The sequence below is a fragment of the Arthrobacter sp. MMS18-M83 genome (assembly GCF_026683955.1).
Taxonomy (GTDB): domain Bacteria; phylum Actinomycetota; class Actinomycetes; order Actinomycetales; family Micrococcaceae; genus Arthrobacter.
In genome coordinates, this window is sequence record NZ_CP113343.1 from 3490192 (window position 1) to 3503758 (window position 13567).

Consider the following 13567-nt stretch of genomic DNA (forward strand, 5'->3'; position numbering starts at 1 on the left):
GCCAGCAGCTTCGTTAGTCTTCTTTGTTAGTCGGCGACCCGGCAGCGTCGGCATCCTGCGGCTGCCGGGTCGCGTGGTGCTCTGACCAGATGTCGGCCGTTTCCTCCGTGGACTGTTCGACGATCCTGCTCATGGCGGCATGCGCAGCTTCTGCCTCGCCGCGTTGGATGGCACTGGCCACGTCGACGTGCAGTTGCAGGGCCTCATGGTGCGGCAAGTTCGGCATCAACCCGTGCTCCGCACGCCCGGTCAGGACCTCCCGGACGAGGTTGTGCAGCTGAGTGAACATGGGGTTGCCGGAGGCCCGGAGCACTGATGCGTGGAATTCGATGTCCAGCCGGAGGAATTCGTCCTGGTTCCCGCTCCGGCCCGCCGCCCATAACCGGGCGGCCTGTGACACCAGATCGCTGCCGGCGTCCAACGAGACGCGCCCGGCTGCAAGCCGGGCTGCCTGCGGTTCGATCGCGCCGCGGAGCTCATTGAGCGCCTGCAGCTGCTCGAGTCTTTTGGAAGACGCCAGGCGCCAGCGGATGACCTGCGGATCGTAGAGGTTCCAGGATTCTTCCGGCTGCACCACGGTTCCAAGGCGTCGCCGCGATTCCAACATGCCCATCGAGCAGAGCACGCGCGTGGCCTCACGGACCACCGATCGCGACACCTTCTGCTGCGCCTCCAGCTCATCCAGGCGCAGGATCGAGTGCGGTGCCAGAGTCCCCTCGGCGATTGCGAGCCCCAGGTTCTGGACCAACACGGAATGCAGGTCTGCTGTGGACTCCGCCTTTGGGGTTTTCATAAATAAATCATACTGGTGGGCAACAAGGTCTTGTTTAAGTATGCTTTATTTCTCTAAGCTCTCACCCGGAGCAGATGTATAGATGCACTGCGGATGGCCGGATGATGTTGTCCGGCTCTGAACACTAAACGGGGAGTCGTAATGAAGCGGCGTTCAATTGTGAAATATGCGGCATTCGCCGCAGCACTATCGCTGGGCCTGACCGGCTGTGGTGGCGGCAGCGGCAGCAGCGACAGCAAGGCAGCAGGGACCGTTCGGGTCACCCTGGCCAACCATGTCTGGACCGAGGGAATCAAAGCGGCCATTCCGGAATTCGAGAAGTCCACAGGCCTCAAGGTCGAACTCACCCAGCTCGGCGAAGACCAGCTCTCCGACCAGTACAACGTCAAGCTCAACGCCGGCACGGACGAGATCGACGTCATGATGTACCGGCCGCTGCAGGAAGGCAAGGCGTTCGCAAAGAATGGCTACCTCGCCGACTTGACCAGCAAGGTCTCTCAAGACGCCGGCTGGGACTGGAAGGACTACCAGGACGGCCCGGTCAAGGCCAGCACCGTTGACGGGAAGGTGGTGGGAGTCCCCATCATCACCGAGCGCGAAGTGCTCTACTACCGCAAGGACCTGCTGAAGTCGGCCGGTCTCGCTGTCCCAAAGACCATGGATGAGCTTCAGGCGGCCGCCAAGACCATCGCTGCCGCGTCACCTGATACGGCGGGCTTCGTCGCACGCACCGGAAAGTCCGCGGCCGTCACCCAGTTCTCAAGCTTCTTGTACAGCTTCGGAGGCGACTTCGTCGACGCCAGTGGCAAGTCCGCCGTCGGAAGCGATGCCGCGAAAAAGGCCTATGCCTTCTACGGCGGGCTGATCAAGAGCTACGGACCAAAGAACGTCAGCACCGATATGAGCTGGCCGGAGGCCATGGCCATCTTCACGCAGGGCAAGGCGGCCTTCTACACCGAGGCGGACTCGCTCTACAAGAACGCAACCGACCCTGCCAAGTCCAAGGTTGCCGACAATGTCGGCTTCGCCGCCCTGCCCTCGGGCCCCGCGGGTTCCAAGCCGTACAACATCCCGTCGTGGGGTTTGGCCGTCAACAAGGCTTCCAACAACCAGGACAACGCCTGGAAGTTCATCCAGTGGGCCACAAGCAAGGAGCGCACCCTGGCTGCGCAGAAGGCTGGAGTACCCGGCCCCCGTGCCTCGGTCTGGGCAGATCCGGCTGGAACCTCCACCTACCCCAAGGATCTGGCCGAAGCCATCTCCGTCAGCGCCAAGAACGGCGTAGGCCACGACCGTCCCGAGGTAGTCACTGTCGGCAAGGCCCGCGAAATCGTGGGCACGCCGATCGTTTCCACGATCACCGGAGCCGACGCCTCGACGGCAGCTGACAAGGCCAGCGGCGAATTCCAGAAGTTCCTGGACAGCGAAAAGAAGTAGCGCAATTGCCCGGCGGGATGGCTGTTCTGCCGTCCCGCCGTGGCGAGCCCTTCAATTCACCCCCAAACTCTTTAGGTGAACCATGTCTGTACTGACCACTCCCCGCAGCACGCCCTCCCGCGGCTCGGACCGCAAGCCCAGCGCGCGTGAGAATTTCTCGGCTTGGGCCAACCGGCATCGCAAATGGCTCTTCGCAGCTCCCGCGATGATTTTCGTCGGCGTCCTGATCGTCTTTCCCCTGGCCTGGACGCTTTACCTCAGCCTGACTGATTCGCAAGGATCCGTCCGGGCCGCGTCCGAGTTCGTCGGACTTCAGAACTACGTCACGGTCCTTTCCGACGGGGAACGGTTCTGGCCCGCGGTGGCACGCACTTTGTCCTTCACCGGCGTTGCGCTGACCTGCGAAGTCATCCTCGGCATGTGCATCGCCTTGCTCCTTTGGCGCCCCTTCCGCGGCGAGCGCTGGGTCCGCGTCGCCATCCTTCTGCCGCTGGTTGCCACACCTGTGGCCGTGGGCATGATGTGGCGACTGATCTTCGACCCCAATATTGGCTTCGTCAACCAAGTGCTTGGGCTGGTGGGAATCCCTCCGCAGCCGTGGCTGTCCGGACAGGACACAGCGCTTGGCACCACGATCTTCATGGACGTGTGGCAATGGACTCCCATGGTTGTCCTGATCCTTCTTGCCGGCCTGACCTCCTTGTCCGAGGAGCCTGACGAGGCTGCGCGGATGGACGGCGCCAACGCCGTCCAGCGCTTCTTCTTCGTCACCCTGCCCCTCATGATGCCAACCGTGATTGTCGCCATCCTGCTGCGGGGCATCGACGCCCTGAAGACCTTTGACATCCTCTACGCCACGAAGGGCAAGGGCGGCGGCTCCTTCCACGAGGTGGAGACCCTGAACGTCTACGCCTACGGGCTGAGCTTCGACTACAACCAATACGGGCTGTCCTCCGCAGTGCTCATCCTGTTCTTCATGATCATCATCGGCACCATGTGGCTGCTGACCATGCGCAAGAAAGCGGCAAGTAAATGACAGTCCTGACCGAACCCCGCACTTCAGGCCGCGAGCACCGGCTGGCCAATCGCCGTCGGAAGCCCGTGCGCACCCGCGCTTACAAGACCTTCCGCGTGGTTGCCCTGATCGCCGTCGTGCTGTTCCTGATCGCGCCCCTGTTTTGGATGCTCCTTGCCTCGCTCAAGACCAACGTGGACATCTACGACGCCGGCAAGTCCTTCCTGTTCACACCCACGGTTGAGAACTACGCGAACGTGCTGCAGCGAAACAACTACTTTGTCTTCATCATCAACAGCTTCTGGGTTGCCTTCGTATCCACGGCGCTGTCCCTGGTGTTGGGCGTCCCTGCGGCATACGCGATGAGCCGGTTCACCATGGGCCGCTCGGCGCTCGTGGTCCTGATGGCGCGCGTGATCCCGGGCGTTTCGCTCCTGGTCCCTTGGTACTACGTTTTCTCCAACTTGAAGATGGTGGGCGGGTTTGAGGTGCTGATCCTCAGCCACATGTTCGTGGCGCTGCCGCTGATCGTCTACATCATGATGAGCTACTTCGACTCCCTGCCGCTTGAGCTCGAGGAGTCGGCCCAGGTGGACGGACTCACACCGATCGGCGCATTCCGCCGCATCACCCTGCCGCTGTCTGTCGCTGGAATGGCTACTGCCGGAATCCTGTCGTTCATCTTTTCCTGGAACAACTTCATGTTCGCCTTGGTCCTGTCCGGATCCAAGACCAAGACACTTCCGGTGGCCATCTTCGACTTCGTCTCCTACGCCAGCATCGACTGGGGCGGGCTTATGGCGGCCGCCACCGTGGTGACCATCCCGATCATGATCATCGCGCTCTTCACGCAGAAATACATCGTGTCCGGCATGACTGCCGGCGCGACCAAAGGCTAGGTGCGGAGCATGACCAGAATCAGCAGGATCGAAACCTTCCTCGTCCCTCCGCGCTGGCTGTTCGTCCGGATCGAAACTGAGAGCGGAATAGTCGGCTGGGGCGAAGCAAGCTGTGAGGGCCGCAGCGAAACCGTCCGAACCGCCGTCGAGCAGCTTTCCGAGGTGCTCATCGGAAACGATGCGCTCCGCATCGAGGACCACTGGCAGGTCATGACCAAGGGGTCCTTCTACCGCGGCGGACCGATCCTGGCCAGCGCCGTCTCCGGCCTGGACCAGGCGCTTTGGGACATCGCGGGCAAGCACTTCAACGCTCCGGTGCACCAACTCCTCGGCGGCCCGGTCCGTGATCGGATCCGGATGTACGGTTGGGTGGGCGGGGACGAGCCCAACGAGGTGGCAGATCAGATCAGCGCCCAGCTCGAAGTGGGCCTTACCGCCGTCAAGATGAACGCCAGCGGCCGGATGAGCCCGGTCGCTTCAGTTGCAGAGCTCGACGGCGTGGTCCGGCGGGTGGCCGCCGCCCGCGATGTCCTGGGGGACCACCGGGACGTGGCGGTGGACTTCCACGGCCGCTTCAGCCTAGCCAATGCACGCAGGGTGGCGCCCCTCCTGGAACCGTATCGGCCCTTCTTCCTCGAAGAACCGGTTGTCCCGGAAAACACGCACCTCCTGCGCGAATTCACCTCCTCCACCACGACGCCGGTCTCAACGGGCGAGCGGCTTTACAGCAGGCAGGAGTTCCTGCCTGCGCTGCAGGCCGGCATCGCCGTGGCCCAGCCGGACCTCTCGCACGCCGGTGGCATCACCGAAGTCCGCAAGATCGCCTCCCTGGCCGAAATCTACGAGGTCCAGCTCGCCCCGCACTGCCCTTTGGGCCCGCTGGCCTTGGCGGCCTGCCTGCAGGTCGGCTTCGCCACGCCCAACTTCCTGATCCAGGAGCAAAGCATCGGGATCCACTACAACCAGGGCGCTGAGGTTCTGGACTACGTGGTGGACAAGACACCGCTGAAGTTCGTGGACGGGCACATTGAACGCCTGACCGGGCCGGGCCTCGGGATCGAGATAGACGAGGCCGTGGTCCGCGCCGCCGACAAACAGGGGCACAAATGGCGCGGCCCGGTGTGGCGCCACTCCGACGGCTCCTTCGCAGAATGGTGAAAAACATGACTCCAGATCAGTTTCTTGAGGGACTTAGCGGGTCAAGGCTCGTGGCGATCGTGCGTGGAACGGACGGACAGGCAGCGGCGGAAGCCGCCCTGGCCGTCATGGAGGAGGGTTTCCGCTACGTCGAGGTCGCACTCACGACGCCGGACGCCCTCGCGGCTATCACGCGCATCCGTGATTCCGCGCCGGAGTCTTGCTTCGTGGGAGCCGGCACGGTCCTCACTGCACAGGACGTGCACGACGTCGTCGCGGCCGGCGGCCTGTTCATTGTTACTCCGGCCCTGGCCGAGTCGATCGAGGTCGGAGCCAGCCTCGGGCTGCCCGTCCTGGCCGGCGCGATGACCCCCAGCGAGGCGCATGCGGCGATGACCCGCGGCGCGACCGCAGTGAAGCTCTTTCCGGCTTCGTTCGGTGGTCCGGCGTACCTCAAAGCACTCCGGGACCCGTTTCCGCGGATCCCGTTCGTGGCGGTCGGCGGCGTCGGCCTCAACGAGGCTCCTGCTTTCTGGGAAGCCGGCGCCATCGCAGTTGGCCCGGGAGGTCCCCTCATCGGGGATGCGGCGTCCGGCGGCGACCTAGACGCCCTTCGCGAACGCGCCCGTGCTTTCCTTGCCCTTGCTGCGCGCCACGGGGAAGGTAAGCAGTCGTGAGTGCCGCCGTCGACCTCCTGACCTTCGGCGAATCCATGGTCTCGCTGAGGAGTCCCGGCCCGCTGTCAGCGGGCGGCAGCCTGGGCATGCACGTCGCCGGGGCCGAATCGAACGTGGCGGTTGGCATCGCACGGCTTGGCCACACGGTCACCTGGGCCGGAGTGCTTGGGGCAGACCCTCACTGCGAATTCATCCTGCGACAATTGCGTTCCGAGGGTCTCGGCGTGCGGCACCGGGTGGACCCGAGCCGCAGCACCGGCGTCATGTTCCTCGAACAGCGCACGGCCGACGTCAGCCGCGCCTTCTACTATCGGGCAGGTTCGGCCGGTTCCACCCTCCGGCGGGAAGACATTGAGCCGGTACTCGACTCCGGTGCCAAGGTCCTGCATCTGACCGGGATCACTGCGGCCCTGGGACCGCAGCCGCTGGACGCCGTGGAGTACGCGGCTGAGCGCGCTGCCAGCGAAGGGGTTCTGGTGTCGTTGGACGTCAATTACCGCAGCAAACTTTGGTCCCGGGAGGAGGCCCGTACGGCGCTCGCCTCGATTGTCCGCCATGCCGACGTCGTGATCGCTTCCGAGGACGAGCTCGATCTGCTCGCCCCCGATCATGCGTCCCTCGGCGTCGGAAATGGCGGATCCGACGCTGCGGAGGCCACCATGGCGGCGGGGTTGCTGGATAGCGGCGTGCGGGAGGTCGTCGTCAAGCGAGGAGCCGCTGGCGCCTGCGCGTACACCGTCGCCGGCCGTCTGGAACAACGGGCGGTGCCCGTCACCAGTATCGACACCGTGGGAGCCGGAGACGCTTTCACCGCCGGTTACCTGTCAGCCGTGCTCGACGGCGAAGACGTCGCCGGGCGCTTGCAGCGGGGCGTCCTGGCCGGCGCTTTCGCCGTCAGCACGGCGGGCGACTGGGAAGGACTGCCCCACAGAGGGGAACTTGGGTTGTTGGGTGCCCACCCGAGCGGGAGCACCCAGCGCTAGGCCGCAGTGTGGCAAAGGTGGCGCCCGTGGCAAAGACCTCGATGGCGCTCGCCTGTCACAATCGTTTTGTTCGTATTGATGCTCACACCTACGCCCGATTCTTAGCGTTCCTGGCGGCTGGCCGGATACGGTAGATACATGACGTCTAGCACCGCCGCCGAGTCCATTCGGTCCACCCGCAGAATTCCCGCCGACATCGCCCGCTCCTGGCTCCTCGTGAACGCCATGAAGACGGAGCTCTTCGACCAGTCGGCCTCATCGCGCGCGGACGCCATCATCCTTGACATCGAAGACGCCGTGGACCCGTCCCAGAAGGACATTGCCCGCGGCAACGTCATCGACTGGCTGACTGCCGGTGGCCAGGCCTGGGTCCGCATCAACGACGCCACGAGCCCGTTCTGGGCCGATGACCTCGCCGGACTCCGCGGTACGCCCGGCCTGTTGGGCGTCATGCTGGCCAAGACCGAGTCCGCGGACCAGGTCACCGAATCTTTCCACCGCATGGACGGCAAGACGCCGGTGGTCGCCCTCGTGGAGTCGGCCCTCGGTATCGAGGAAGCCAACCACATTGCCCGCGCCCAGGGTGCCTTCCGCTTGGCCTTCGGTTCGGGCGACTTCCGCCGGGACACTGGCATGGCCGCCACTCCTGAGGCGATGGCCTACCCCAGGGCCAAGCTGGTTGTCGCCAGCCGTGTGGGCAATCTCCCGGGCCCCATCGACGGCCCGACCGTCGGCACCAACCACCCGATCCTGCGCGAGCAGACCGGCATCACGGTGACCATGGGCATGACCGGCAAGCTCTGCCTGGCCATCGACCAGACCACGGTCATCAACGAGGTCATCAGCCCCACACCGTCGGACGTCGCTTGGGCCACCGACTTCATGAACGACTTCGAAGCCAACGGCAGGGTCATCCGCGACGGTTCCGACCTCCCGCGACTCGGCCGCGCTGAAAAGATCATGAAGCTCGCCGTGGCCTTCGGGGTCCAGCCCTCCCTGTAAGGACGCAAACGGAGCGCGCCCCTGTCGCGACGCTCGCTCACTCTTGTCGGGTCCTGACCCGACGCTCGCTCACCTTTGTCGGGTCCTGTCGCGACGCTCGCTCACCTTTTTCGGGTCCTGACCCGACGCTCGCTCGCCTTTGCCGGGTCCTGTCGCGACGCTCGCTCACCTTTGAGGGCAATCCCCGAAACCCTCCTCCAGGTGATCTGAGCGAGCGTCCGCCCACAACCGTTGATACGTGAGCGAGGGTCCGCGGATTGGCGGCTATAAGTGAGCGAGCGTTCATTGGAGTCAAGGGGGATTGGCGGTGTTCGGTTGACGACGGCGTTCCCGTCCACCGACGCTCGCTCACCTTTGTCGGGTTCTGACCCGGCGCTCGCTCACCTTTGTCGGGTTCTGACCCGGCGCTCGCTCACCTTTGTCGGGTTCTGACCCGGCGCTCGCTCACTCTTGTCGGATTTTCTGCAGGCTGAACCGTCCCGGGAATCATGCCGCCTGTTTGTTGGCGGCGACGTCGGGTAACGAGCCGATTTCTCGAGCATAGTATGCCTGCTCGAATTCCTCGGGCGTCTGGTGGTCCAGTGCGGAATGCAGGCGTTCGGTGTTGTACCAGTGGACCCACTCGAAGACGATCTCCATCACCTCGGTTTCGGTCTTCAACGCGCCGGCGCGGAAGGGTGAATCCTTCGCGACAGCTTCGTTCTTGAAGAGCCCCATCACGGTCTCCGCGGCAGCGTTGTCATAGGCATCACCGACGCTGCCAATGGATGGCTGCAGGCCCTCCAGGGCCAGGGTCTCGGTGTACCGGATGGAGGTGTACTGGCTGCCCGCATCCGAGTGATGGATCAGTCCTGCCGGTACCGGCCGGCCGGTGTGCTCGCGGCGCCACAGTGCCATCCGCAGGCAGTGTTCGACGAACGCGGTGTCCTTGATCGTTGAGGTCTCCCACCCGACGATTGCCCGGGAGTACAGGTCGATGACCAATGCGACGTAGACGAATCCGGAGTAGACCGGCACGTAGGTGAAATCGGTCACCCAGATCCGGTTCGGGGCCGGGGCGGTGAAGTCCCGATTCAGCAGGTCGCCAGCGCGCCGGCCGTCCTTGCCGGGGATTGTGGTGCGGGTCTTGCGGCCTCTGATGAGGCCGTTCATGCCTTCTTCGCGCATGAGCCGGTCCATGGTGTGCTTGGAGGTTTCCGGGAAGCCGTTACGGCGCAGCCACTGCGTCATCTTCCGCCTCCCGTAGATAATCTCGGGCCTGGGGCGTCCCTTCGCATCGGGGACTTTCAAGCTGCGGAGTGCGTCGGTGATACGTGCGTCTTCGATGGTGCGCGGGGCCGGCGGGCGTTTCTTCCACGCCCGGTAGGTTCGTGCGGCGACCTGCGCGCCCTGCTCCCGCAGGACGGCGCAGATCGACTCGACCGCATAACCAACAGCCCGCATTTCGTCGATGAACCGGCAGATCAGCGGCGGCGAGGGTCGAGCTCCCTCGCGAAGAAAATCGAGGCCTGTTTCAGGATCTCGTTGGACTCCTTCAAGTCCCGAACCTCGGCCCGAAGCCGCTTGATCTCCTCCAGCTCGTCACTGCTTGGTCCGGTCTTCTCACCGGCATCGACCTGGGCCTGGACAACCCAGCGGCGCAGCGACTCAGGACCGACTCCGAGCTTCGGGGCCAGCGCCTTGCAGGCAGCATAAACAGACGGGTATTCGGACAACCGATCCAAGGTCATGCGCACAGCACGGTCACGGACTTCGGGCGGGAACTGCTTGGGCATAATCACTATCTTTCTCACAGAAGATAGCGGCATCAAACGGTAATACTGGAACCGGTCTTGAGCCGGTGTGGCTCACACTCAAACTGACGTGCTTTCGGGCACTGTCTTTCCCGGGATCTGTCCACCGGCTCAAGGTCCGTCAAGGGTGCGTTGAGCCAGGCGGACATGACTTCATAGGAGCCTGATTCGACCAGTCCCATTACCGTTTTGTCTGCCCACCTGGCCCGCGCCCCCGTCAACCAGTCATTGAACTCGAATGAGGGGCAGTCTCCATCTTGGCAAACGAAGCAACCGATGTCATCGTCGGTATCGACACCCACGCCGACACGCACCACGTGGCCGTCATCACCGGATACGGCAAGCCTCTCGCGGACCGGGAATTCCTGGCGGTGGGGTCCGGATACCGCAAGATCTTGGACTTCATTGCCAGCCACGGCACGGTCACCGCGGTGGGCATCGAAGGAACAGGTTCATACGGTGCCGAACTCGCCAGGACCCTCCGCGGCGAAGGGCTGACGGTGCTGGAGGTGAACCGTCCGAACCGGGCCGAGCGCCGTCTGAAAGGCAAGTCTGATCCGCTGGACGCCTACCAAGCCGCTCAATCGGTGCTCGCCGAGCGGGGCATCTCGGTTCCGAAAGCCAAGGACGGCCCCGTTGAATGCCTGCGCATCCTGCGAACCGCGCGCTCTTCGGCAGCGAAAGCCCGCACCGTCGCGGTCAACCAGATCAAGGGTCTTCTCGTTTCGGCTCCGGAAGGACTCCGGGCGAAGTACCGGGGGCTGGGGACGCCGGCGTTGATCATGGCCCTCCAACGGGCCAGGCCCTCCGGCCACGTCGCCGACCCCGAGTACATGACCTTGCTGACGTTGAAAGCCCTGGCCGTTCGTTACCATTCCCTGGCGGCAGAGATCGCCGCTGCGGACGCCTCACTGCAGGAAATCCTCGACACCTACGCACCGATGCTCTGTGACCTGACAGGGGTCGGGACGGAAGTGGCCAGCCAGCTACTGGTCACTGTGGGAGACAACCCGGATCGGATCGGCAGTGAACCTCAGTTCGCGGCCCTCGTCGGGGCCGCGCCCATTCCGGCATCATCGGGGAAAACGACTCGTCACCGGCTCAGCCGGGGAGGCGACCGCAACGCCAACCGCGCCCTGCACCAGGTGGTGCTGGTCCGTATGTCATCGTGCCGCCGGACCAGAGACTACGTGAACAAACGCACTGCCGAAGGCAAGAGCAAGCGGGAGATCATGCGCTGCCTCAAACGGTACGTGGCCCGGGAAATCTACCGTCAGATCACCAACCCCCAACCGGCGCCAAGCAATGCCGACCTGCGCCAGCAACGCACCAAACTCGGATTCACCATCAATGCCGCCGCCGGCCATCTCGGCCAATGGCCCTCCGTCATTTCCCGCCTTGAGCGAGGGCTCATCCGCAACGACTCCCTTGCCGCGACCTACCGGCAATGGCTGGCCGACCAGACACCGCAAAACGCGAATTGACAACTATAGGAGCATCCCGGGACGGTTCAGGCCTAGTTGTAAAGGTATCGGGAGCGAGTGGCCTAAACTTGGGTGGTGCTGAACGAATTCTGGGCCACCGCCTCCACCACCTACAAGACGCTGGTTTTCAGCGCGATGGGGCTTATCGCCGTCGGAATCATCCTGACGATTGTCGGCAACACCTCCCACAACCAAGGGCTTGCGGTAGCCTCGCTGGCCGTGATCGGCCTCGGCCTGGTCTTGCATGTGGTGGGCATGGTGGTCCGCGGGCAGCAGATCCGCAAGGGTTTGCAGAAGAAGTAACCCAGCCATGATGCTGACCGGAGTGTAGCGATGACCGCGCATGCCGTAGTGATCGTCGGAGCAGGTCCCGCTGGGCTCATGCTGGCGGGCGAGCTGGCCTTGGCGGGCGTCGACGTCGGCATTGTCGAGCGGCGTGCAAACCAGGATCTCGCCGGCTCACGTGCAGGCGGTTTGCACTCGCGCACCATCGAGGTCCTCGATCAGCGTGGAATTGCTGATCGCTTCCTGTCGGAGGGGCAGGTAGCCCAGGTGGCGGGGTTCGCCGGAGTCCACTTGGACATCAGCGACTTTCCCACACGTCATAACTACGGGCTCGGGCTGTGGCAGAACCATATCGAGCGCATACTGGCCGGCTGGGTCGGCGAGCTGGCGGTGCCGGTCTATTACGGACGTGAGGTGACCGGTTTCGCGCAGGACGGCACCGGCGTCGACGTCGAGCTGTCCGACGGCGAGGCGTTGCGCGCGGAATACCTCGTCGGGTGCGACGGCGGACGCAGCTTGGTCCGTAAAGCAGCCGGCATCGAGTTCCCCGGGTGGGATCCGACCACCAGCGCTCTGATCGCCCAGGTCGAGATGGCCGAGCAGCCGCCATTGGGCGTCCACCCCAATGCCTTTGGCATCCACTCCTTCGGCAAGCTGGATTACAAGATTCTCGACGGCAAGGTGGTCTACGCGGATGGCGGGCCCGTGGGGGTCATGGTGACCGAACAGCACGTCGGAGCCACGACTGAACCCACCCTTCAGGACCTGAGCGAGGCGCTCATCGCCGTATGCGGGACGGATTACGGGATCCACAGTCCTATCTGGATCTCCAGATTCACCGATATGACCCGGCAGGCCGCGAGCTACCGCGACAGACGAGTCCTTCTCGCCGGCGACGCGGCACACGTGCATGCCCCGGACGGCGGACAGGGCCTCAACACGGGTGTGCAGGATGCCGTGAATCTGGGATGGAAGCTGGCCGGGGTGGTCAAGGGGACGTCGCCGGAAAGCCTCCTCGATAGCTACCATGCGGAGCGTCACCCGGTGGCTGCGCGCGTGCTGCGCAACACGATGGCGAGTGTCGCGCTTCGCCGCCCGGACGAACGCACGAAGGCCGTGGGCGAAACCATCTCCGAGTTGCTGGGCATGGATGAGCCGCGCAGACGATTCGCCGCGATGATGTCAGGCTTGGACATTCACTACGACCTCAGCGAAGGACACCCGCTGCTCGGGCGCCGAATGCCCGATCTCGAACTGGCGACCTCCGAAGGCCCGCTGCGGGTCTTCACCTTTCTTCACGAGGCCCGTCCGATGCTCCTCAACCTCGGTGAGCCCGGTGGCATCGACATCACTCCATGGGCAGATCGGGTTCAGCTGATCGAGGCCACATACCTTGGTGTGTGGGAGCTCCCGGCACTCGGGGTGGTCACGGCTCCGACCGCCGTGTTGGTTCGACCGGACGGATATGTTGCCTGGGTGGGAGACGGTACCGAGCTGGGCCTCGCTGACGCGCTGGCCACGTGGTTCGGACCGCCTACCGCGGCGTAGTAGCGCCGGTTTCGACGATCATTCTGTTAGGTGGAGACACGTCCCGGGCCGATAGGGTTGGACCATGACTATTAACCCGGACTTGCAGGGCCGCAGCTACCCTGCCGCAGAGGTGTACGACGTCGGCCGCGAAAAGATCCGGGAGTTCGCCCGGGCCGTGAAAGCCACCCACCCCGCCCACTTCGACGTCGAAGCCGCCAAAGCCCTGGGGCACAGCGACCTCGTCGCCCCGCCGACCTTCGCCATCATCGTTGCCCAGCGGGCCGATGCCCAGTTGATCGAGGACCCCGATTCCGGGATTGACTTCAGCCGCGTGGTCCACGCAGACCAGCGTTTCACGCACCACCGCGCGATTATTGCCGGGGATCAGTTGCGGGCCGAACTGCACGTCGACGGCGTCCGCGCCATGGGCGGCGGGGCCATGATCACCACCCGTTCGGAAATTACCACGGTGGACGGCGAAAGGGTCGCCACCACCACCTCGTCCATCCTGGTCCGCGGAGAGGGACAGTAG

Annotated in this window: 13 protein-coding genes; 11 read left to right on the forward strand and 2 right to left on the reverse strand. The window is 64.2% G+C overall.

Annotation, left to right across the window (positions count from 1 at the left end):
• Positions 1–13: 13 nt before the first annotated feature.
• Positions 14–793 carry a FadR/GntR family transcriptional regulator gene (locus tag OW521_RS16550; RefSeq protein WP_268020697.1) on the reverse strand — a complete coding sequence of 260 codons (780 nt, stop codon included), beginning with the start codon at positions 791–793 and terminating at the stop codon, positions 14–16.
• A 141-nt stretch (positions 794–934) separates the two neighbouring features.
• Here OW521_RS16550 and OW521_RS16555 point away from each other — a divergent pair, with 141 nt between their 5' ends.
• From OW521_RS16555 to OW521_RS16585, 7 genes are all read left to right on the forward strand, one after another.
• Positions 935–2230, forward strand: coding sequence for an ABC transporter substrate-binding protein (locus OW521_RS16555; RefSeq protein WP_268020698.1), 1296 nt, complete (start codon positions 935–937; stop codon positions 2228–2230).
• A gap of 82 nt (positions 2231–2312) precedes the next feature.
• Positions 2313–3266, forward strand: coding sequence for a carbohydrate ABC transporter permease (locus OW521_RS16560; RefSeq protein ID WP_268020699.1), 954 nt, complete (start codon positions 2313–2315; stop codon positions 3264–3266).
• On the forward strand, positions 3263–4144 hold the full coding sequence (locus OW521_RS16565; RefSeq protein WP_268020700.1) for a carbohydrate ABC transporter permease: 882 nt from the start codon (positions 3263–3265) through the stop codon (positions 4142–4144). The genes OW521_RS16560 and OW521_RS16565 overlap by 4 nt, the downstream gene beginning before the upstream one ends.
• 9 nt (positions 4145–4153) lie before the next feature.
• Positions 4154–5302: a galactonate dehydratase gene (gene dgoD, locus OW521_RS16570; RefSeq protein WP_268020701.1), complete on the forward strand. Its 1149-nt coding sequence runs from the start codon at positions 4154–4156 to the stop codon at positions 5300–5302.
• A 5-nt stretch (positions 5303–5307) separates the two neighbouring features.
• On the forward strand, positions 5308–5958 hold the full coding sequence (locus OW521_RS16575; protein ID WP_268020702.1) for a bifunctional 4-hydroxy-2-oxoglutarate aldolase/2-dehydro-3-deoxy-phosphogluconate aldolase: 651 nt from the start codon (positions 5308–5310) through the stop codon (positions 5956–5958).
• Positions 5955–6941 carry a sugar kinase gene (locus OW521_RS16580; RefSeq protein WP_268020703.1) on the forward strand — a complete coding sequence of 329 codons (987 nt, stop codon included), beginning with the start codon at positions 5955–5957 and terminating at the stop codon, positions 6939–6941. Before OW521_RS16575 ends, OW521_RS16580 begins: the two co-directional genes overlap by 4 nt.
• Before the next feature lie 138 nt (positions 6942–7079).
• Entirely contained in the window at positions 7080–7943 is an 864-nt protein-coding gene (locus tag OW521_RS16585; RefSeq protein WP_268020704.1) for an HpcH/HpaI aldolase/citrate lyase family protein, read from the forward strand.
• Positions 7944–8429: 486 nt separating this feature from the next.
• Here the strand turns inward: OW521_RS16585 and OW521_RS16590 are convergent.
• Positions 8430–9718, reverse strand: a protein-coding gene (locus tag OW521_RS16590) for an IS3 family transposase (RefSeq protein ID WP_268020705.1) whose coding sequence is annotated in 2 segments (ribosomal slippage) — positions 8430–9445 and positions 9445–9718 — 1290 coding nt in all. Because the reading frame shifts where the segments join, the coding sequence is not laid out codon by codon here.
• A 275-nt stretch (positions 9719–9993) separates the two neighbouring features.
• Between OW521_RS16590 and OW521_RS16595 the strand changes: the two genes are divergently transcribed.
• From OW521_RS16595 to OW521_RS16610, 4 genes are all read left to right on the forward strand, one after another.
• Positions 9994–11220, forward strand: coding sequence for an IS110 family transposase (locus OW521_RS16595; RefSeq protein ID WP_268020706.1), 1227 nt, complete (start codon positions 9994–9996; stop codon positions 11218–11220).
• 75 nt (positions 11221–11295) lie between these two features.
• Complete coding sequence (locus OW521_RS16600) at positions 11296–11523, forward strand: DUF3188 domain-containing protein (protein ID WP_268025928.1); 228 nt, start codon at positions 11296–11298, stop codon at positions 11521–11523.
• A gap of 30 nt (positions 11524–11553) precedes the next feature.
• A complete protein-coding gene (locus OW521_RS16605; RefSeq protein WP_268020707.1) occupies positions 11554–13053 on the forward strand; it encodes an FAD-dependent monooxygenase in 1500 nt (499 codons plus the stop codon).
• 64 nt (positions 13054–13117) lie between these two features.
• Positions 13118–13567: an FAS1-like dehydratase domain-containing protein gene (locus OW521_RS16610; RefSeq protein ID WP_268020708.1), complete on the forward strand. Its 450-nt coding sequence runs from the start codon at positions 13118–13120 to the stop codon at positions 13565–13567.